This is a genomic window from Gemmiger formicilis (assembly GCF_016900095.1).
In the GTDB taxonomy this organism is placed as follows: domain Bacteria; phylum Bacillota; class Clostridia; order Oscillospirales; family Ruminococcaceae; genus Gemmiger; species Gemmiger formicilis_A.
Window position 1 is genome coordinate 45,552 of the sequence record NZ_JACJJP010000012.1, and the last position, 21,354, is coordinate 66,905.

Here is a 21,354-nt window from a genome sequence, read left to right on the forward strand (position 1 = left end):
TTTTGTCGGGTGTAATCTGGGTTTGCGTTGCACAGCCATGCCCTGTGTGGTATCATACAGACAAAGACTCTTCAAAGGAATGAATGCAGATGCAATATGGATTTCTCCGTTGCGCGGCGGTCAGCCCGGCCTTGCGGGTTGCCGACTGCGAATATAATGCCCGGGCTGTGATTGCAGCCATGCAGCAGGCCGAAGCGGACGGCGTGCGACTTCTTTGCCTGCCGGAACTGTGCCTGACCGGCTATACCTGCAGCGATCTGTTTTTACAGCAAACCTTGTATGAAGGCGCCGAAACTGCCCTGAAACAGATTCTGGAAGCCAGCTGCGGGCTGAATCTGGTGGTTCTGGTGGGATTGCCGGTGCAGCTGGGCGGCAAGCTGTACAACTGTGCCGCTGTGGTCTGCGGCGGGCGTCTGCTGGGACTTGTCCCCAAAACGCACCTGCCCAACTATGCCGAATTCTATGAGAAGCGTCACTTTGTGCCGGGGCCCCGGGCGGCGCGCACCGTCTGTCTTGCTGGGCAGGAAGTGCCTTTTGGTACCGATTTGCTGTTTACCTGCCGTCAGATGCCGGACTTTGTGCTGGGCATTGAGGTATGCGAAGACCTGTGGGCACCGGTACCGCCCAGCTGCCGCCATGCCCTGGCCGGGGCCACGGTGATCGCCAACCTTTCGGCCAGCGATGAGACGGTGGGCAAAGCGGCCTACCGCCAGGAACTGGTCTGCGGGCAGAGTGCCCGGCTGCTCTGCGGGTATCTGTACGCCGACGCGGGCCATGGGGAAAGCACCACAGACATGACCTTTGCCGCCCACAACCTGATTGCGGAAAACGGCACCTTGCTGGCCCAGACCGAACCGTTCGGCACCGGCAAGGCCATGACCGAGATTGATGTGGGACGCATGCGCCAGGAGCGGCTGCGCAACACCACCTTTGAGCCGGAGGATGCAGGATATACCACCGTCCCCTTTGATCTGACCGTAACCGAAACACCTTTGAGCCGCACCTTCTCCCCCACCCCCTTTGTGCCGGACACCACTGACGCCCGCAGCGAGCGCTGCGAACTGATTCTGCGCATCCAGGCGGAAGGCTTGGCCAAGCGTATGGAACACACCCATGCCGCCTGCGGGGTCATCGGCATTTCGGGCGGGCTGGATTCCTGCCTGGCCCTGTTGGCTGCCGTGCGGGCCTGCAAGGTGCTGGGCCGCAGCCCCCAGGACATTGTGGCCATCACCATGCCCTGTTTCGGCACCACCAAGCGCACCCGCTCCAACGCCGAAATCCTGTGCGATGCCCTGGGTGTGCAGTTCCGGGAGATCAACATCACCAACACGGTGCAAAGCCATTTTGCGGACATCGGCCAGGATGACAAGACCTACGACGTAACCTATGAAAACTGCCAGGCCCGGGTACGTACTTTGGAACTGATGGATTACGCCAACAAGAACGGCGGGTTTGTCATCGGCACCGGCGACCTGAGCGAGCTGGCCCTGGGCTGGGCCACCTACAACGGCGACCACATGAGCATGTACGGCGTGAACGCCGGCATTCCCAAGACCCTGGTACGGCACATTGTGCGATATGTGGCCGACACCTGCACCAGCGAGGAACTGCGGGATGTGCTGCTGGATATTCTGGACACTCCGGTCAGCCCCGAACTGCTGCCCGCCGCCGAGGATGGCACCATCGCCCAGCAGACCGAAAAGCTGGTAGGCCCCTATGAGCTGCACGACTTCTACCTGTACTACGTGCTGCGCTGTGGCTTCGGACCCGCCAAGATTTATCACATTGCCCAGGCGGCCTTTGGCGGAAAATACACCGCCGACGTACTGCTGTACTGGCTGAGGAACTTCTACCGTCGGTTCTTTGCACAGCAGTTCAAGCGCAGCTGCCTGCCCGACGGCCCCAAGGTGGGTTCGGTGACGCTGTCCCCCCGCGGCGACTGGCGCATGCCCAGCGACGCCTGCAACACCCTGTGGATGCGGGAACTGGAAACCCTGCAATAATGTTTCCCACAAACAAAATTGCCCCCCGATGCGGTCGGTTTGCACCGACCCACCCGGGGGCGTATTTTTATGGCATCCGGCGCAAATCCGCGTCGAGGCTTTCGTAGGTATACAGGGTATTGAGCACCGAAAGCAGCTCTTTTTTGCTCAGGCGGGGCGGCAATCCCAGGCGGGAAAGCAGGGCACGGCGGCGGTCGGCACTGTTGGCCGTGCCGGAAATGCCCCACTCATACAAATCCGTGTAGGTGATGGGCCGGGGATTTTCCGGCACGCCTTGGGGGGAATCGGGCACCGAGGCCAGAGCCGTCTGCAATCCCTGCAGGATCAGTTCATCCCGAACGCCTTCCACCCCCAAAAGCCCCTCCTTGCCGGGCTCCGCCTTGCGGCTCTCCTTGCCCGCGATGGCGGGCACATAGGCCTGCCGCACATAGGCCGCCCCCACCAGATTGGTGACAAAATGCCGGATCTTGAATCCGGCGGCGTCCGAATCGGTGAGGATGACAAGGCCCCGGGCGCGAGCCGTCTGCTTGAACAGATTCTGCCGGGCTTTGTCCTTGAAGATGGCAAACCCGTCGGTGGTCAGGATCATGGTATCCACCAGATTGGCCAGCCGGGCGGCGTCATAGCGGCCCTCCACAATCACGGCGGGACGAATGGTCAGTTTCATGCGCGCCTCCCGGAACTGCTGTACAGCCCCAGCTCGCACAGGGCCTTTTGCAGCAAAAGGTCCGGCGGCAGGCGGCTTCCCTTCAGATCGGTATCCAGCTTTTGCAGCACCCGCAGGCTCTGTTCCAGCCGGGTGCGGTCGTAGCGCATGGCGGTCTGCTCCGCGTTGCCCAACCGGTAGTTCCATTTGCCGGTATAGCTGAAGTCCTTGGCCATATCGCTGAGCTGACGGCGGCTCTTGCGGGTGAGGAAGGCCCGGTACACATCCAGATAGTTGCCGATGAGCGCGCCGGTGATCAACACCGGGTCGTTTTGCAGTTCCAACAGGGTCTGCAGTTTTTCCAGAGCCTGGCGGGTTCGCCCCGCCGCCACCAGTTTGACCATATCGAAGGTGTCGGCGTCCAGAGTGACGGTGCCCAGCTGCTGGATCATCTCGGTGGTGATGGTGCCGTAATTGGCCAGGGCCGCCAGCTTGTCGATCTCGCTGTGCAAAAGGAACTGGTCTTCCCCGCAGCGATCCAGGAGCATGCCTTCGGCACCGGGGGCAAACCGGGCTCCCGTTTCTTCCGCCCAGGAACGGGCCATTTCCTGCAGGGCCGCACGGTTGGGCTTGGCGATCTGCACACAGTAGCCGATCTTTTCGCAGGCGGAAATCAGCTTTTGCTCCCGCTTGCCGGGACGCAGCTTGCCGTATTTTTCTTCCATGACGCTGGTCAGTACGAACACGGCATTTTCGGTATCGGCCAGGGTATCGCAGAACTCCTGCAAATCCTTGTCCGAGTAAGCGGACGGCCGGACCAGGGGCATCAGGACCAGACGCCGCCCGCCGAAAAAGGAGATGGTCCCGGCAGCAAGCACAATCTCCTCCACGCTGGGCGTGGGACCGTCCAGCACCGTAGTTTCGGGGTCATCTTCCGAAAGTGCCTTTTCCACCTTGGCGGCGGCACTGCGCACCAGGGCTTCGTCTCCGGCGTAGAAATAAAAAACCGAGCACCCGGCTTTCAGCTGTTTTTTCAGCTCGTTTTCACTGTACAGCAACTGCCTTGCCCTCCTCCAATACAATACTTTTTCCCGGGCGGATCGCCGCAGCGGGTTCTTCTCCCCCGAAGACAACCGTTTCGGCTTTTTCCAGCCAGCGGGGAGATACGGTATTTACCATAATGATATCGGCCGACACACAATCCGGCAGGCTTCCCGCCGCGCAGAGCAGGTCCACGTAAACCGGCGCAGGCAAGTCTGGCTGGCCGGCAGCCGCCGCCAGGCGGAAGGCATCCACCTGCACCACACAGAGGGTACCGTCCGACGATCCGTAACAATCTGCGGTTATCCCGTCGGCCAGGCAAACCGTACAGCTCTGCCCCTGCAGCCGGGAGAGCTCCACCACCATGGATGCTTCGGAAAAATCCAGCGTCTGTTTTTCCTGCCGAAGGTCGATCACAGCCGTCCAGGCGGGGGCACCGTTCTCTGCCAGACATTCCCACACCGCGTTCAGATTGGCGGCCCCGCCTCGGAACAGAACCACCGCCTGTCCATCCCGGATCAGCACGGTGCAGGCATTGCCGGCGGTGCCCACCATCAGAACGCGAAGAACGCCCGCCTGCATGGTCACCCCCAAAACGATGGCCAGCCCCAGGCAGGTCACAGCAGCCGGTATGTACCACAGCATCCGCCGTTTTGCCCAGAACACGAGCCCCAGACCGGCCAGTACACACCAGATAAGCAGGGCGTACCGCCGGGGCAGATACAGTCTTGCGCCCGGCAGGTCGGTACACCAACGGACCAATGCGTACTGCCAGGACAGCCAGACGGAAAGTGCCAGGCTCAGCAGATGATGCAGCGGCCCCAGCCAGGGCAAGGCGGCAGCCACCAATACCAGAAGTCCCAGAATGAGCGCCGGGCGCAGCATCCAGACGGTAAGAAGGTTTGCCGGGATGGCGGCACCGCTGGCCGAAAGGCCGTGGACCATCAGCACCGGCAGGGTGGCCAGAGAAGCCACGGCAGCCGTCTCCACCGCCTCCAATATGCGCAGAGCCCTTTCCATAACGCGGTAACGCCACGTCCGGGCATCGTCCTCCCCTTCCGGCAACAATCTTTGCCGCTGCCACTCTCCCAGCCGGCCGCTGAGCTGTACCCCCAGCACACCGCAGAAGGAAAGCTGAAAGCCGATGTCACAAGGGGCCCAGGCATTGGGCAGACTGATGAGCACCGCCGCCAGGCCCAGGGAATTCAGAAGGTCCGGTGGCTGCAGCAGTGCATAGCCCAGCAGCGCAATCAGGTAGATGATTCCGGCGCGCAGCACCGACACGGGGAATCCGGTCAGCGCCATATAAAACACGGTCATCAACGCCTGCACCGCCAGATAGGGTCTGAAGAAGCGCCATTTTCTGCCGCCTGCGGCGAGGATGCCGCACAAAAGCGAAAGATGCAGTCCCGAAATGGCCAGCAGGTGGGAAACACCGGCGGCGCGGAAGGCATCCTCCACCGTCTGGGTCAGGCGGCTTTTGTCGCCCAGGAGCATGGCGGCCTCGATGCCGCCCAGTTCCGCAGGCATCCAGACGCACAAGGCGCGGGAAAGGCGTTGACGCAAGCGGTACAATCCAAAGATCCAGGAACCGGACGGTTCCAGCGGAGCATATCCGCCGGTGTACTCTGCTTCCAGATAAACGCCGTCGGCGTAATGACTTTGCCGGTACCGGTCCGAAGAGATGGCCTGCAGGGTGAAGGTGGCCTCAAACCGGTCCCCCGGTTCCGCTGCGGGAAAGGCACTGCAGTTGACCTTGATGTTGCAATCCCGTCCGTTCATCTGCACCAGATGCAGAGTGCCCCGCAGGCTGCCGTCCTGGTAGGAGGCTTCGGCATCCGTCATCACCACCGCCCGGGCGGTTACCGTCTGCCCGGCCAGGCGAAGCTGGGGCTCGACCACCAACATGCCGAACCCGAAGGCCCAGAGCAGACCACTCATCACCCCGGCGAGAACCGGGGCGGCAGCCGGCCGGAACGAATGTTTGCGCAACGCACAAAACAACAGGATCAAAACCACAAAAGCCGCCGTCGGCAGCACAGCCAACGGCGGCAGACACACTGCGGCCAGCTCTGCCATTGCAAAGGCAAAACCAAAGCCAGCCAGCTTGCGTGTCATGATGGATCAGTGAAAGAACAAAGGCAGCGGAGCCAGGAAGGTAATATCGGTCCGCTTGGCAGCGTCACCTTCCGCCAGCGCAGCGCAGCAGCCCACAACGGTGCCGGTGCTCTTGGCCGCCAGCGTTTCCAGTGCATGCAGACTGCCGCCGGTGGAGATCACGTCATCCACGATCAGGATGCGCTTGCCGTTCATATAATCAATGTCCTTGCGGTCAATGACCAGCACCTGCTTGCCGGCAGTGGTGATGGATTCGTCCTCGATCACCACAGGGTCCTGCATATACAGCTTGGCACCCTTGCGGGCAGGAATCCACTGTTTGCCGCTCTGACGCGCCATCTCGTAAGCCAGAGGAATGCCCTTGGCTTCCGCGGTGAGGATCACATCAAATTCGGGGCACTTTTTCAGCAGTTCGGCAGCACAGGCCACGGTCAGTTCCACATCGCTGAACATGATGAAGGCAGCAATGTCCATGTGATCGTTGACCTTGCAGATCGGCAGTTCACGGGTCAGGCCCGCCACATGCAGAGTATAGGTTTCAGCCATTTTTTCTTCCTCGTTTCCAGTGAATCAAACAAACATCCGTGGAACTTCCACGATCAGCCCGGAGGCCAGGCAAGGCTGCGGCCCGCCAGCACATGGAAATGCAGGTGCTTGACGCTCTGACCACCGTCTTCGCCCACGTTGGACACAATGCGGTAGCCCTTTTCCTCCACGCCGAGGTCACGGCACAGCTTGGCCGCCACCGCGAACACATGCCCCAGCAGCGCGGCATCGTCCTCCGTCAAAGCGGCGGCGGACTGGATGTGCTGCTTGGGAATGATGAGGAAATGCACCGGAGCCTGGGGATCAATGTCGTAGAAAGCCAGCAGGGTGTCATCCTCATACAGCTTGTTGGAAGGAATCTCCCCCGCTGCAATCTTGCAGAACAGGCAATCGGCCATGGTATCTCCTCCTTTTTACATAAAATCAAAGGTACACTGTCAGTATAGCATATTTATGCGTTCTTTTCCAGTTCCTTCTTGACGATATCCTGCACGGCGTTGAGGGCGTCGTCGATCTTGGAGGTATCACGGATACCGGCCATGGCGAAATCGGGCTTGCCGCCGCCGTTGCCGCCGGCAATGGCCGCAATCTGCTTGACCAGAACGCCGGCCTTCAGGCCCTTGGCCTGGGCCTGCTTGCCCACGCCCACAGCCAGGGTGGTCTTTTCGCCCTGGGTGCCGATCAAAGCACCCACGGCGTCGGGAGCCTTGTCACGCAGCTTGTCCATCATGCTGCGCAGGGTGTCGGGGCTGGTGCCGTTGAGGAACATGGTGACGATGCGCACGCCCTCCACCACAGCGGCGGATTCGAACATACCTTCAATCTGGGTGGAAGCCAGCTGGGCCTTGGCGATGTCCAGCTGCTTGCCGGTCTCCTTGAGCTCGGCGCTCATGGCCTCGGCACGGGCGGGCACGTCCTTGATGTTGTTGGCCTTCAGGGCGGCAGCGGTGCGGGTCAGTTCGGCGGTGCGCTCATCCAGCAGAGCCAGCACGCCGTAGGCGGTGGTGGCTTCAATACGGCGGATGCCGGCGGCCACGCTGCTCTCGGACAGAATCTTGAAGCAGCCGATCTCGGCGGTGTTGTGCACATGGGTGCCGCCGCAGAACTCCACGCTCCAGTTGCCGGCGTCCACCACGCGGACGATATCACCGTACTTTTCGCCGAACAGGGCCATGGCGCCCATCTTCTTGGCTTCCTCGATGGGCAGATTGTTCACGTTGACGGGGATGGCCGCATAGATCTTTTCATTCACGCGGCGCTCCACCTCGGCCAGTTCTTCCGGGGTGACGGCGCTGAAATGGGTGAAGTCAAAGCGGGTGATGTGGTCGTCCTGGTAGCTGCCGGCCTGGTGCACATGGTCGCCCAGCACTTCGCGCAGGGCTTTCTGCATCAGGTGGGTGGCGGTGTGGTTGCGGCAGATGGCTGCACGGCGGGCGGTGTCCACGCTGGCGTTCACTTCGTCGCCCACATGGATGGTGCCGTCCAGCAGGGTGCAGGTGTGCACGAAGTAGCCCTTCGGGGTCTTCTTCACGCCCACCACCTTGAGGTTGGCGTCCTTGCAGGACAGATAGCCGGTATCAGCCACCTGGCCGCCCATCTCGGCGTAGAAGGGGGTGTGGTCCAGCACCACCAGCACGCCTTCACGGGGATCGGAATCATCGGAGGCCACGGCGTCGCAGATTTCTTCGCCGTCGGACAGAGCCACCACGGTGGCGGATTCGTTCAGGGTGTCGTAACCGTCAAAGACGGTGGCTTCGGCGCTCAGTTCGCCGAACAGGTCGGCGGCCCAGCCGGAGATATCCTTGGACAGGCGCTCGGCGCGGGCACGCTCCCGCTGCTTGTTCATCTCCACATGGAAGGCGTCCTCGTCCACCTGGATGCCGGATTCGGCGGCGATCTCCTTGGTCAGGTCCAGGGGGAAGCCGAAGGTATCGTTGAGCTTGAAGGCGTCCGCACCGGTCAGCACGGTCTCGTTCTTGCTCTTCAGATCATCGATCATGCCGTTGAGGATGTTCAGGCCGGCGTCGATGGTGCGGGAGAACCGCTCTTCCTCGGTGCCGATGACCTTCTTGATATACTCCTCATGCTCACGCAGTTCGGGGTAACCGGCCTCGCTGGAGACGATGACGGTCTCCACCAGATCGGTGAGGAAGGGGCCCTGGATGCCCAGCATACGGCCATGGCGGGCGGCACGGCGCAGCAGACGGCGGAAGACGTAGCCGCGGCCTTCGTTGGAAGGCAGGATACCGTCGGAAGCCATGAAGGTGGTGGAACGGATATGGTCGGTGATGACGCGGATGGAGATGTCATCCTTCTCGTTTTCGCCGTACTTCTTGCCGGACAGGCGCTCCACATGGTGCAGCACCGCAGCGACGGTATCCACCTCGAACAGGTTGCCCACGTCCTGCATCACGCAGGCCAGACGCTCCAGGCCCATGCCGGTATCGATGTTGGGTTTGGGCAGGCGCTCATAGTGGCCCTTGCCGTCGGAGTCGAACTGGCTGAACACCAGGTTCCAGATCTCCATGTAGCGGTCACAGTCGCAGCCGACCTTGCAGGTAGGCTTGCCGCAGCCGTGCTCGGGTCCGCGGTCATAGTAGATTTCGGAGCAGGGGCCGCAGGGACCGGAGCCATGCTCCCAGAAGTTGTCTTCCTTGCCGAAACGGACCATGTGGTCTTCGGGCACGCCCACCTTCTTGGTCCAGATATCGTAGGCTTCGTCGTCGTCCAGGTAGACCGAGACATACAGCTTTTCGGCGGGGATTTCCAGCTCACCGGTCAGGAACTCCCAGGCCCAGGGAATGACCTCTTCCTTGAAGTAGTCCTGGAAGCTGAAGTTGCCCAGCATCTCGAAGAAGGTGCCGTGGCGGGCGGTGATGCCCACGCGCTCGATGTCCGGGGTGCGGATGCACTTCTGGCAGGTGGTCACACGGTGACGCGGGGGTTCTTCCTGGCCCAGGAACCATTTCTTCATGGGGGCCATGCCGCTGTTGATCAGCAGCAGGCTGGGGTCATCTTTGGGAACCAGCGGAAAGCTGCCCAGGCGCAGGTGGCCTTTGGTTTCAAAATAATGCAGGTACTTTTCGCGCAGTTCATTCAATCCGGTCCATTGCATTGTTCTCAATCTCCCATTTTGCTATTGATGTGTACGGCCATGCAGGCTTTGCCACAAAAGAAAACAGCCCCCGCCCCACCAAGGGACGAAGGCTGACAAGCTTCCGTGGTACCACCCAAGTTGCAGGGAACTTCCCTGCCGCTTTGCTTTGCGTTAACGCCGCAACTACGCCCGGTTTTTCCGGGGGCTCCGGGGTGGCGCTGCCACGGTGACGGCAGAAACCTTTCAGCTGCTGGTTTCCTCTCTTGTTGCCGGATGCCGTGACATTGGCCCGTTCACAGCCGTTGTCATATCCTTTGTTAGTATACGACGCCATTGGCCTGTTGTCAACCGGTAACGGACAGATTTTCGGCCGTTTCTGCGGTATTTTGTCCCTCCAGCACCGCAATGGCATCCACCACCCGGGCAAAGATGGCCGCGCTGGATGTGACGGGTTCCAGGGTGGTATCCTGCAACACGGTCACCGTGTACCGGGGCTCCTCTGCGGGCCAGAAGCCGGAAAACCAGTAGTTGAGCAGTTCCTCCCCTTCCTCGTCAAACTGTCCGGTCTGGGCCGTGCCGGTTTTGCCGCCCGCCTGCCCCGCCTCCGGTGCCGCCTGGCGGCCGATGCCTTCCTCCACCACACTGGTAAGCATGCTGCGCAAAACAGCGGCCGTGGCTTCATCACAGACCGGCTGGTCGTCGGCGGTTTCCATGGGCTGTACCACGCCCATGGTTTCGGCATCCACCACCCCCCGCACAAAGCTTGGCGCCTTCCACACGCCGCCGTCGGCAATGGTGTTCATCATGGCAGTGATCTGCAAGGGCGTCACAGTCAACGCCCCCTGCCCGAAGGAGAGCATGGCCAGCTGCCCGCCGTCGGTGTCCGCCACCGCCGAGGCCTGGGGCAGATTGCCCTCGGCGCTCTTGAGCCCCGGGGCCACCGCTGTGGCCTGACCGAAGCCCAGTGCCTGGGCCGTGCGCAGAATGCGTTCCCCGCCCAGCAGACGCCCCAGCTCGATGAAATAGCAGTTGCAGCTCTGTTCCAGCGCCCCGCGAAGATTCACCGTCCCATGGGCCCGGCCTTCGGCACACCGGAACACCTGGTCCCCCACCTCCACGCTGCCGGTACAATCATAGGTGAACCAGCTATAGCCCGCCTGGTAGGCCGCCACCGCCAGCACCACCTTGAACACCGACCCGGCGCTGAACGCCGACAAGGGGCGATTGATCAGGGAGGTGTCGTCCGCCTCGATGCTCTTGACCAGGTCGTCCGGGTCAAACTCCGGCATGCTCACACTGGCCAGAATCTCCCCCGTCTGCACATCCATAACCAGGATGCAGCCCCGCTCCATACTCTGGGCCGCGATCCCCTCACAGGCGCGCTGGAGATTGGCGTCCAGGGTGAGCTGCACCCCCTGGCTGGTGCCGTCGGTGGCCTGCAGTTCCGGCTGGGTACCGGTCATCAGGGACCCCTGGGCCGTGGTGGTACAGGTGACGGTGCGGGTATCCCCCGCCTGGGCCAGCACATCCTCGTAAGCCAGTTCCAGGCTGGATACCCCCACGCCCTCCCCGTTCAGGTAGCCGATGAGATGCCGGGCGATGGGATTGGGCAGGTATCGCTGGGCCCCCGTATAGGTATAAACTCCGTTGGCGCTGAGATCGGTGGAGACCTCCACCAGAAACGGTGTCATGCTGTTGCGTTTTTCGTACAGCTGCGTCTGTTCCTCAAAACTCACATAGGGAAACAGGGTGGCATAGCTGGAATCCCCCGGGATGCACAGGGCGTACCAGCGGGGTTCGGTACCGGTGAGCTGTCGTCCGTCCCGATCATAGAAATTGCCGCGGCTGCGGGGCAGCTCGGTCTCGGAAAGGCTCTGGCCGCCGGCACTGGCCGCATAGGCGGTATCGGTGCAAATCCAGTAAACGCGGCACAAAACGGCGGCACACAGCACCGTCAGCGCGCTGCACATGGCGTACAATCTGCGTAGGGTCAACCTGGGAGCCTCCTTTCCGGTTACGGAAAGTATGCCCCGTTTTTGGGATTCCTACACCTTGCGGACGCCCGAACAAGCAATGCCCGCCGGCTTTGCGGGCCGACGGGCGCTATTGGGGTTATTTGGGTTGGCTGCACTTGCGGGGGCGGTGCCTCAACAGCCAGACCACCAATCCGGCCAGCAGGATCCCCGGCAGAAAGCCAAGGGAATCCACCCCCACATCGGTGGCCAGCATAGCCCGGCCGGGCACAAAATACTGATGCAGTTCATCGGTGGCGGCAAACGTCACACAGGCCGCCGCAGCCGCCAGGGCACTGCGTGGCAGTGTTTTTCCCCACCGCCAGCTGACTGCCGTGACCATCATGCTGGCCCCCAGAACCGCGTAGATATACACATGGGCCCACTTGCGCACATTTGCCTGCACATTGCCGCTGAACCATTCCGGGATGAAAACATCCGCCGTTCCGCTCTGCTGCACCCGGTCCAGAACCTGTTCACTCAAAGCGCCGGATTGTGCCCCGGGCTGGGAGGAAAACAGAAAAATCAGCACCATGACCCCCAGGGTAACGGCAAGAGAAATCCATTTTTTCATCAGGTATACTCCTTTATCATTCCGTCTTTCAGCATAACAGGTTTGGCCGCCTTGTGCAAGCGCAAACAAAAAGCCCTGCCGGGGGCTTGCGGGGTCCCGGCAGGGCTTTGCTTATTCAATTGCGATGGCGCGCAACGGCAATTAGTACATGCCGCCCATGTCACCACCGGCCGGAGCGGCCGGAGCCGGCGGTTCCGGCAGATCGGCAACCAGGCTTTCGGTGGTCAGCACCATGGAAGCAACGCTGGAAGCGTTCTCCAGAGCAGAGCGGGTAACCTTGGTCGGGTCGACGATGCCGGCCTCAATCATGTCTTCCACATACTCTTCCTTCTGGGCGTCATAGCCGTAGTTGGGCTTGCCAGCCTGCAGGATGTTGTTGATGATGACGCTGCCTTCCAGACCGGCGTTGGCCGCGATCTGGCGCACGGGAGCTTCCAGAGCCTTGCGGACGATCTTGGCGCCGGTGCGCTCGTCGCCCTCCAGCTCGGTGATCAGCTTGTCAACAGCGGGGATGGCGTTCAGGGTAGCCGTGCCGCCGCCGGCAACGATGCCTTCCTCAACAGCCGCCTTGGTGGCGTTCAGGGCATCCTCGATGCGCAGCTTCTTGTCCTTCATTTCCACTTCGGTGGAAGCGCCGACCTTGATGACAGCCACGCCGCCTGCCAGCTTGGCCAGGCGTTCCTGCAGCTTCTCGCGGTCGAAGTCGGAGGTGGCAGTGGAGATCTGGCTGCGGATCTGGGCCACACGGTCCGCGATCTGCTGCTTGTCGCCGTTGCCGCCGACGATGGTGGTGACTTCCTTGGTCACCTTGACCTGACGGGCAGTGCCCAGCATGGCCAGGGTGGCGTCCTTGAGCTCATAGCCCAGATCGCTGCTGATGACGGTACCGCCAGTCAGGATGGCGATATCCTGCAGCATCTCCTTGCGGCGATCGCCAAAGCCGGGAGCCTTGACGGCCACCACGTTCAGGCCGCCACGCAGACGGTTGATGATCAGGTTGGACAGAGCGTCGCCTTCCACATCCTCGGCCACGATCAGCAGCTTGCGGCCGGACTGGATGACCTGCTCCAGCAGAGGAACGATATCCTGGAAGACGCTGATCTTCTTATCGGTGATCAGCACGCTGGCGTCGTCAAAGACAGCTTCCATCTTCTCGGTATCGGTGACCATATACGGGGTGATATAGCCGCGGTCAAACTGCATGCCTTCCACCACTTCGGTGTAGGTCTCGGCAGTGGTCTTGTTCTCCTCGATGGTGATGACACCGTCGGCGGTGACCTTTTCCATGGCGTCCGCAATCAGCTGGCCGATCTCGGCATCGCCGGCAGAGACAGTGCCGACACGGGCGATGTCCTTGGTGCCGTTGACCTTCTGGCTGTGAGCCTTGACAGCTTCCACAGCGGCGCCAATGGCCTTCTGCATGCCGCGCTTGATGTCCATGGGGTTGGCACCGGCGGTGACGTTCTTCATGCCTTCGGTGACCAGAGCCTGGGCCAGGACGGTGGCGGTGGTGGTACCGTCGCCGGCAGCATCATTGGTCTTGGTAGCGACTTCGCGAACCAGCTGAGCGCCCATGTTCTCGAACGGATCCTTCAGCTCAATCTCCTTGGCGATGGTGACACCGTCGTTGGTGATGAGGGGGCTGCCGAACTTCTTGCCCAGCACAACGTTGCGGCCCTTGGGTCCCAGAGTGATCTTGACGGTATCGGCCAGCTGGTCGATGCCGGCGCAAAGAGCTTTACGGGCTTCCTCGCCCTGTTTGATCTGTTTAGCCATAGTATATCTCTCCTTACCTTATGCAGCGTGATTATTCCACAATGGCCAGAATGTCGCTCTGGCGGACGATGGTGCATTCTTCCCCATCGACCTTGACCTCGGTGCCGGAGTACTTGCTGGTCAGGACCTTATCGCCAACCTTGACGATCATTTCCACTTCCTTGCCGTCCACGTTGCCGCCCGGGCCCACAGCCAGAACTTCGGCAACCTGGGGCTTTTCCTTGGCGGAACCGGTCAGGATCAGGCCGCCCTTGGTGGTTTCTTCTTCTTCGACCAGTTTGATGACAACCCGGTCTGCCAGAGGTTTGATTTTCATAGTGAAATATCCTCCCTTATAATTAAAAATCTCGTTTGATGTTTTGTTTTAGCACTCATTTATCCTGAGTGCTAAATACATTGTAGTCACTTACCCATCAAAAATCAAGTATCCGAAGTATAAAATTTTTGTGAACAATATTTTTCTTCGTTTGTACGTCTGATTATTTTTTTTGTTTTTCTTTTGTCCGGCCGTTTTTTTGCCCCGGAAGTCGCTTTTAACGCCTCATAGCTTTGTTAGCAGTCCATCCGGCACCAAACCAACAATTTTCGCCTGCCTCACGGACGGCGGTCCGGGCGCACAAAGGGCGGTCGGATCTGTTCATCCAGCAGCAGCCGGTAACATTCCGGGCGTCGGTAGGCATTGCCGTGCACCTCGGTTTGCCGGTATGCACGCAGCATATCCATATCAAAGTCGGCCAGATAGATTCCCGCTTCCCCGCCTGCCTCCAGAAGGCAGGTATCCCGGGACTGGGGCAGATCGGGCAGGTACGCCACGCCGTCAAAGGCCGAGGAATGGCCGTTGCAGTCCGGCCAGCCGGCGGGATAGTTGCAGGTGGCCAGCCCCATCATGTTTTCGTAGGCGCGGGCGCGCAGCTGGGCAAGGCGGTTGATCTCCATGGGACAGGCGTTGGGTACCAGCACGATTTCCGCGCCCTGCAGCATCAGGAGCCGGGCGCTTTCGGGAAATTCCCGGTCGTAGCAGATCATGGCACCGATGCGTACCCGACCTTGGGCAGTGTCCAAATCCGCCGTATAGAATGCATCGCCCCGACCCAGGCAGGCTTCCTCCCCGAAATCGCAGGTGTGCACCTTGGCATAGTGCAGAACCATTGTCCCCCGCCGGTCATACACAAACAGGGCGTTTTTTGCCTGGGAGTCGTCCCATTCCAGACAGGTCACCCCCACCGCCATTTCCAGTTCCCGGGCACAGGATGCAAAGGCCCGCAGAAATTCATGGTCCGGCGGGACGGACATGGCCCGGCGCCGGACGGGGTCCCGGGAAATGGTATAACCGGTGCTCCACATTTCGGGAAACAGGGCAAGATCTGCCCCCATAGCCTTGGCCCGGCGGCAGGCCTGCAATCCGATTGCCTGATTTTCCTGCAGGGTTTTGCCGGGAAGCAACTGCAGGAGGGCCACACGAAAATGCTGCATCTCTCTCCTCCTTTTTGACAAAACAAAAGAGCGGCGGCCGCCCGAAGGCAGACCGCCGCCATTTTTCAGGTCAGCGAAAGATTCTGATTCTTGTAACGCTTGCGCACCGCACCGTATTCCAGATGAGGCTGGCCGCCGTTGACGGTATCCTCATCAATGGTGACCCGAACAATGGTCGGATCGGAGGGAATATCGTACATGATGGGGATCAACAGTTCCTCCACCACGCTGCGCAGACCGCGGGCGCCGCTCTTGCGCTCGATGGTCTTCTTGGCGATGGCATGCAGCGCCGCATCGGTAAAGACCAGCTCGGCGTTGTCCAGGCCCAGCAGTTCCTTGTACTGGCGGACAATGCTGTTCTTGGGCTCGGTGAGTACCCGGACCAGGGATTCCTCGTCCAGGGGATCCAGCACCGTCACCACCGGCAGACGACCGATGAGTTCGGGAATCAGGCCGAACTTGACCAGGTCGTCCGGTTCCACCTTGCGCAGCAGCTTCTGACGGGTTTCGTCCGCGTCCAGGTTGGAGCGCAGCTGGCTGCCGAAGCCCAGGGACGAAGTGTCGGTGCGCTTCTGGATCAGCTTTTCCAGCCCATCGAAGGCGCCACCGCAGATGAACAGGATGTTCTTGGTGTTGATTTGGATGAACTCCTGCTGCGGGTGCTTGCGGCCGCCCTGGGGCGGCACGTTGCTGACCGTGCCTTCCAGGATTTTCAGCAGTGCCTGCTGCACACCTTCACCGCCCACATCCCGGGTGATGGAGGGATTTTCGCTCTTGCGGGTGATCTTGTCGATCTCATCCACATAGATGATGCCCACTTCCGCCTTGGGAATGTCGAAGTCCGCGGCCTGGATGAGCTTGAGCAGGATGTTCTCCACGTCTTCACCCACATAGCCGGCCTCGGTGAGGGTGGTGGCGTCCGCAATGGCGAAGGGTACCCCCAGCATCTTGGCCAGGGTCTGGGCCAGCAGGGTCTTGCCGGTGCCGGAGGGGCCCAGCATCAGGACGTTGGACTTCTGCAGTTCCACGTCGCTTTCCTGCCCGGACAGAATCCGCTTGTAATGGTTGTACACCGAAACAGCCAGCACCTTTTTGGTCTCGTCCTGTCCGATGACATACTGGTCCAGGCCGGCCTTGATCTCGGCCGGAGTCAGAATGTTGATGTCCTGCAGCGGATCGATGCTGTGCCGCGGACGGGCAGAGGCAGCACGGCGCTGGGCGGTGGCCCGGGGCGGCGGCGTTTCCTCGTCCTTGTACAGGGCGTTGTAGCACATGTCAATGCAATCCTTGCAGATATTGACGCCGGGACCGATGATCAGCTGTTCGACCTGCTTTTGCGAACGGCCGCAGAAACTGCAGATCAGTTCGCGTTCCTTTCCGTCTTTTCCGGAAATCGAATTTGCCATTTCCTTCCCCCGTGGTTAATGTTTGGAGATGATCTCATCGATCAGACCATAGTCTTTGGCCTGCTGCGCGGTCATATAGTTGTCGCGCTCGGTATCGCGCTGGACCACTTCCAGCGGCTGACCGGTGTATTCACTGATCAGACCGTTGAGCTTGGCCTTGATCTGCACGATATGGTCGGCGTGGATCTTGATATCGGTGGCCTGACCGGACAGACCGTTGCCGGCGATCAGCGGCTGATGGATCAGAATTTCCGAGTTGGGCAGCGCAAACCGCTTGCCCTTGGTGCCGCTGGCCAGCAGGAAGGCACCCATGGAAGCCGCCATGCCCACGCAGATGGTGGACACGTCGCACTTGATATACTTCATGGTGTCGTGAATGGCCATGCCGTCCGAGATGGAACCGCCCGGGCTGTTGATGTAGAAGCTGATATCCTTTTCGGGGTCCTGGCCCTCCAGATACAGCAGCTGTGCAATGACCACGCTGGCCGAAGTGGGGTTGACGTCCTCGCTCAGCACAATGATGCGATCATTGAGCAGGCGGGAAAAGATATCATAGCTGCGCTCTCCGCGCGCGGTCTGTTCGACGACGTAAGGTACCAAACTCATGCAAGTTCCCTCCCGTAAATCAATTTTGGTATGATGGCTGCCCGGGGAAAAATCCCCCTGTGATAAACCGACCGATACGGCGGCAGCGGCACCGTATCGGTCGCAATGTTTATTATTCCTTGGATTCAGCAGCGGGTTCCACGGTCTCGGTGGTGATGTTGGCCTTCTCCTTCACGAAGTCGATGGCCTTGTTCACGGCCAGATCGGCCTTGACAGCGGCTTCGTCCACAACGGAGCGGACCTTGTCCTCTTCCATCTTGTAGGCATCGGCAATGCGCTTGACTTCGGCGTTGAATTCCTCATCGGTGGCCTCGATGCCTTCCTTGGCAACGATGGCTTCCATAGCCAGACGCATCTTGACCTGCTTTTCAGCCTGCTCCTGGAACTGGGACTTGAAGGTGTTCATGTCCATGCCCATGTACTGGAGGTACTGTTCCAGCTTCAGACCCTGCTGGGCAATGCGGTACTGGAAGTCCTGCACCAGCTCGTCCACGCGGGCGTCGTACATGGCCTGGGGAATCTCGGCGGTCATGCCGTTGACAACCTGCTCGATCAGGTCGTTCTCCACCTGCTGGTCGGCCTGCTTCTGGTTGTTCTCCTCAATGTTCTTGCGGATGGAAGCCTTCAGCTCGTCCAGGGTGTCGTACTCGCTGACGTCCTTGGCGAAATCGTCGTCCAGCTCGGGCAGTTCCTTGTACTTGACTTCATGCAGTTTGATCTTGAAGGTAGCGTCCTTGCCGGCCAGCTCTTCGGCCTGGTACTGCTCGGGGAACTTGACGTTGACGTCGAATTCCTCGCCGGCAGAATGGCCCACGACCTGATCTTCAAAGCCGGGGATGAAGGAACCGCTGCCCAGCACCAGAGAGTAGTGCTCAGCCTTGCCGCCGTCGAAAGCCACGCCATCCACGAAGCCTTCGAAGTCGATGTCCACGGTGTCGCCGTTCTCGGCAGCGCCCTCACGGGTCAGCAGACGGCCGTTGCGGTCCTGCATGCGCTTGATCTCGGCGTCCACCAGGGACTCGTCCACAGTCTTGACCTTCTTGGTCACGTTTAATCCGGCGTAGTCGCCCAGGGTGACTTCCGGCTTGACGGCAACCTTGACCTTCAGGGTAGCGCCCTCGGCCTCGGACATGGAAACGACCTCGGGATCGGGACGGCCCACAACCTCGATGTTGGCTTCCTTGACGGCAGCCTCGTAAGCTTCGGGGAACAGGTCGTTGATGGCGTCATAGTGGAAGATGTCGGCGCCGTACATCTTCTCGATCATCGCGCGCGGGGCCTTGCCCTTGCGGAAGCCGGGAACGGTATACTTCTTGCTTTCGCGCTTGAACGCGGCGGCAACGGCATTTTTGAAGGTATCGGCATCGATCGAGAACTGAAGCTCAACCATGCTCTTTTCCAGTTTTTCACAAGAAATCAGGTTCATTTGTAGTCCTCCAAACATAGAAATACAAGTTATTATAGCATGCCCCGGCACAGAATACCAGTGCCTTTTGCATTTTTTTGCCTGTGAAGGCAAAAATTTTCTCAGTCACAGATCTTATACGGGCAAAACGCCAGGCCGTCCGCCGAAATCAGCTTGTAGCGGATGCCGTCCCGTTCTCCCTGCACCGCGTAGCGGATGGCCTTGCCGTGCAGGTGCCCGTAATAGCATTGCTGCACCCCGTGGGCATGCAGCACATCCACCAGTTCCTGGGCGCAGGAGGTGCCGAACACCGGCGGATAGTGCAGGAACGCAATGCGCTCCTCCGCCTCGGCCCCCGACGCCAGGGACATCTCCAGCCTTCCGGCCTCCCGGGCCATAATCTTGGCACTCTGGGCCTCGGCATCGTCAAAAGGCCAGCCCCGGGAACCGCACAGTGCCCTGCCACCCACCAGGCAGCAGTTGTTGTGCAGGATGTGCAGGGTATCCCACCCGTTGGCGGCTATGTAGGTTTCCATCTTGCGGGCGGTGGTCCACCAATAATCATGGTTGCCTTTGAGCAGCCATTTCTGACCGGGCAGGGTCTGCAGAAAATCAAAGTCGGCCTTGGTGTCCTGCAGGCGCATGGCCCAGGAGGTATCCCCCGCCAAAATCACCGTGTCGGTGTCCTGAATCAGGGTACGCCACTTGGCTTCCAGCTTGGGCAGATACCCTTCCCAGCCGGGAAAGACATCCATGGGCTTGTCGCCACCCAGGGAGAGGTGCATATCCCCGATTGCAAAAATCGCCATAGTGTTTCCTTTGTTATTTCAGTGCGGCCGCACGGATGTCCTCCGGCGCGATGACCGTGTCGAAACGGACCGGCAGGGTTTCCAGCGCCGCCAGCGCCTTGGGCGCTTCACAGCCGGTGCTGGCGGTGAGGGCCTTCATGGCGGCAAAATCGCTGTCCGGCACAGCCTCTCCCAAAGCGGCCAGCACATCCCGGGGGAACTTGAAGGGGCTGGCCGTGGACAGCACCACCATGGGTGCGTCGGTACGGCACTGCCCCGCCACCCGGAAGGCCACCGCCGTGTGCGGGTCGCACAGGTAATGATCTTCGGTAAAGCAGGTGTGAATCTGGTCGGCAGCCTCGTCGTCCCCGGCACAGCCGCAGTCAAAGCTTTCGCGGATGGCGGCCAGGGTGGTATCGTCCACCTTGTACACGCCGGTGGTGCTCAGCTCCTGCATCCAGCGTGCCACCTTGGCGTCGTCCCCGGTCACATGGTACAGCAGACGTTCCAGATTGCTGGAAATCAGGATGTCCATGGACGGCGAGGTGGTCTTGTAGAATTCCCGGCGCTTGTCGTACACGCCGGTGCGGATGAAATCGGTGAGGACGTTGTTGCGGTTGGAGGCGCAGACCAGACGTCCCACCGGAAGTCCCATGCGCTTGGCATAGTATCCGGCCAGAATATCGCCGAAGTTGCCGGTGGGCACACAGAAGTCCACCGGTTTGCCCCATTCCACAGCCCCCTGCTCCGCCAGGCGGAAGTAGGCGTAGAAATAGTAGACGATCTGGGGCGCCAGGCGGCCCCAGTTGATGGAGTTGGCGCTGGACAGACGGATGTCCCGGGCAGCCAGCTGCTCGGCCACATCGGCATCGCCGAAGACCTTCTTCACGCCGGTCTGGGCATCGTCAAAGTTTCCCTGCACCGCATATACCGCCACATTGTCGCCGGTCTGGGTGGCCATCTGCAGGCGCTGGATCTCGCTGGTGCCGTCGTTGGGATAGAACACCGCAATATCGATGCCTTCCAGCCCCGCATAGCCGGCCAGAGCCGCCTTGCCGGTATCGCCAGAGGTGGCCACCAGGATACGGGTGTGCTCGGTGCGGTTCAGGTTCTTTTTGGCCTGCACCAGCAGTTTGGGCATCAGCTGCAGGGCGTAGTCCTTGAAGGCGCTGGTGGGACCGTGCCACAGTTCCAGCGAGAACAGGCCGTCCGCCACCTTTTGCACCTGCCCGGCCTTACCGCCGAAGGCTTCGCCGTAGGCTTCGTGGGCGGCACGGCGCAGAAATTCGGGGGCATAGTCGGTGAGATACAGCTCCAGGACCTTGGCTGCCAGATCCGGATAGCGGAGGTTCTTCCAGCCTTCCAGATCCGCGGCAGGGAAAGCCTGCGGCACGAACAGCCCGCCGTCCGGCGTCAGCCCGCGCACGATGGCTTCCGAGGAGGATACTACGGTCGCATGGTTTCGTGTGCTTTGATACTGCATGTTCTTTCCCCTTTTCTCTATGTCATTTGAAACGCATCCCGGATGCAGTGTACCCGCCACCCTTGTTCGGAGGGAATCACTTCCACCACATCGAACCGGGCGGGGGCATCGGCATAGGGGCTGCGCTGCAGATACAGCTGGGCGGCCGCAATCAGGCAGCGGCGCTTGTGGGCGTCCACCGCTTCGGCCGGCAGGGCTTTGCGGATGTGCGTGCGGGTTTTGACTTCGGCGAACACGATGCCGCCATCCTTATATAGAATCAGGTCCAGCTCCCCCATGCGGGTACGATAGTTGTGGTTCAGGAGCAGGTATCCTTTTTGCTGGTAGTATTTGGCGGCAACGGCTTCTCCCCTTGCCCCCAAGGCTTTGTCGGCAGCCAT

The 21,354-nt window shown here is 60.5% G+C and carries 19 protein-coding genes; 1 reads left to right on the forward strand and 18 read right to left on the reverse strand.

All coding sequences use genetic code 11. From position 1 onward, the window contains the following. The first annotated feature begins 89 nt into the window (after positions 1 to 89). Positions 90 to 2,003, forward strand: a complete 1,914-nt coding sequence (locus H6B15_RS07455) for an NAD(+) synthase (RefSeq protein WP_204647408.1) — start codon at positions 90 to 92, stop codon at positions 2,001 to 2,003. A 67-nt stretch (positions 2,004 to 2,070) separates the two neighbouring features. Here the strand turns inward: H6B15_RS07455 and H6B15_RS07460 are convergent, their stop codons facing one another. From H6B15_RS07460 to H6B15_RS07545, 18 genes are all read right to left on the reverse strand, one after another. Next, positions 2,071 to 2,670, reverse strand: coding sequence for a toprim domain-containing protein (locus H6B15_RS07460; protein ID WP_204647371.1), 600 nt, complete (start codon positions 2,668 to 2,670; stop codon positions 2,071 to 2,073). Then, a complete protein-coding gene (gene holA / locus H6B15_RS07465) occupies positions 2,667 to 3,707 on the reverse strand; it encodes a DNA polymerase III subunit delta (RefSeq protein ID WP_204647372.1) in 1,041 nt (346 codons plus the stop codon). Before holA ends, H6B15_RS07460 begins: the two co-directional genes overlap by 4 nt. Continuing rightward, positions 3,694 to 5,808, reverse strand: coding sequence for a ComEC/Rec2 family competence protein (locus H6B15_RS07470; RefSeq protein ID WP_204647373.1), 2,115 nt, complete (start codon positions 5,806 to 5,808; stop codon positions 3,694 to 3,696). The genes holA and H6B15_RS07470 overlap by 14 nt, the downstream gene beginning before the upstream one ends. A 6-nt stretch (positions 5,809 to 5,814) precedes the next feature. After that, positions 5,815 to 6,354 carry a phosphoribosyltransferase family protein gene (locus H6B15_RS07475; RefSeq protein ID WP_204647374.1) on the reverse strand — a complete coding sequence of 180 codons (540 nt, stop codon included), beginning with the start codon at positions 6,352 to 6,354 and terminating at the stop codon, positions 5,815 to 5,817. Between the two features lie 53 nt (positions 6,355 to 6,407). Continuing rightward, positions 6,408 to 6,752: a histidine triad nucleotide-binding protein gene (locus tag H6B15_RS07480; RefSeq protein WP_204647375.1), complete on the reverse strand. Its 345-nt coding sequence runs from the start codon at positions 6,750 to 6,752 to the stop codon at positions 6,408 to 6,410. A gap of 53 nt (positions 6,753 to 6,805) precedes the next feature. Next, entirely contained in the window at positions 6,806 to 9,469 is a 2,664-nt protein-coding gene (alaS, locus tag H6B15_RS07485; protein WP_204647376.1) for an alanine--tRNA ligase, read from the reverse strand. Continuing rightward, entirely contained in the window at positions 9,447 to 9,785 is a 339-nt protein-coding gene (locus tag H6B15_RS07490) for a hypothetical protein (protein WP_204647377.1), read from the reverse strand. Before H6B15_RS07490 ends, alaS begins: the two co-directional genes overlap by 23 nt. A gap of 10 nt (positions 9,786 to 9,795) precedes the next feature. Next, positions 9,796 to 11,445 carry a peptidoglycan D,D-transpeptidase FtsI family protein gene (locus H6B15_RS07495; RefSeq protein WP_204647378.1) on the reverse strand — a complete coding sequence of 550 codons (1,650 nt, stop codon included), beginning with the start codon at positions 11,443 to 11,445 and terminating at the stop codon, positions 9,796 to 9,798. A 118-nt stretch (positions 11,446 to 11,563) separates the two neighbouring features. Beyond that, the gene (locus tag H6B15_RS07500) at positions 11,564 to 12,037 is read right to left on the reverse strand and encodes a VanZ family protein (RefSeq protein WP_204647379.1); all 474 of its coding nucleotides are present in this window, start codon (positions 12,035 to 12,037) and stop codon (positions 11,564 to 11,566) included. 141 nt (positions 12,038 to 12,178) lie between these two features. Further along, on the reverse strand, positions 12,179 to 13,813 hold the full coding sequence (gene groL, locus H6B15_RS07505) for a chaperonin GroEL (protein WP_204647380.1): 1,635 nt from the start codon (positions 13,811 to 13,813) through the stop codon (positions 12,179 to 12,181). Between the two features lie 31 nt (positions 13,814 to 13,844). Then, positions 13,845 to 14,129 carry a co-chaperone GroES gene (locus H6B15_RS07510; protein WP_204647381.1) on the reverse strand — a complete coding sequence of 95 codons (285 nt, stop codon included), beginning with the start codon at positions 14,127 to 14,129 and terminating at the stop codon, positions 13,845 to 13,847. Positions 14,130 to 14,407: 278 nt separating this feature from the next. Then, positions 14,408 to 15,286, reverse strand: coding sequence for a carbon-nitrogen hydrolase family protein (locus H6B15_RS07515; RefSeq protein ID WP_204647382.1), 879 nt, complete (start codon positions 15,284 to 15,286; stop codon positions 14,408 to 14,410). 65 nt (positions 15,287 to 15,351) lie between these two features. Continuing rightward, positions 15,352 to 16,692 carry an ATP-dependent Clp protease ATP-binding subunit ClpX gene (gene clpX, locus H6B15_RS07520; protein ID WP_204647383.1) on the reverse strand — a complete coding sequence of 447 codons (1,341 nt, stop codon included), beginning with the start codon at positions 16,690 to 16,692 and terminating at the stop codon, positions 15,352 to 15,354. 15 nt (positions 16,693 to 16,707) lie between these two features. Beyond that, the gene (locus H6B15_RS07525) at positions 16,708 to 17,298 is read right to left on the reverse strand and encodes an ATP-dependent Clp protease proteolytic subunit (RefSeq protein WP_204647384.1); all 591 of its coding nucleotides are present in this window, start codon (positions 17,296 to 17,298) and stop codon (positions 16,708 to 16,710) included. A gap of 112 nt (positions 17,299 to 17,410) precedes the next feature. Then, positions 17,411 to 18,724, reverse strand: coding sequence for a trigger factor (gene tig / locus H6B15_RS07530; RefSeq protein WP_204647385.1), 1,314 nt, complete (start codon positions 18,722 to 18,724; stop codon positions 17,411 to 17,413). 101 nt (positions 18,725 to 18,825) lie between these two features. Next, complete coding sequence (locus H6B15_RS07535) at positions 18,826 to 19,512, reverse strand: metallophosphoesterase (RefSeq protein ID WP_204647386.1); 687 nt, start codon at positions 19,510 to 19,512, stop codon at positions 18,826 to 18,828. A 13-nt stretch (positions 19,513 to 19,525) separates the two neighbouring features. After that, a complete protein-coding gene (thrC, locus tag H6B15_RS07540) occupies positions 19,526 to 20,974 on the reverse strand; it encodes a threonine synthase (RefSeq protein WP_204647387.1) in 1,449 nt (482 codons plus the stop codon). A 17-nt stretch (positions 20,975 to 20,991) separates the two neighbouring features. Further along, positions 20,992 to 21,354: a YraN family protein gene (locus H6B15_RS07545; RefSeq protein WP_204647388.1), complete on the reverse strand. Its 363-nt coding sequence runs from the start codon at positions 21,352 to 21,354 to the stop codon at positions 20,992 to 20,994.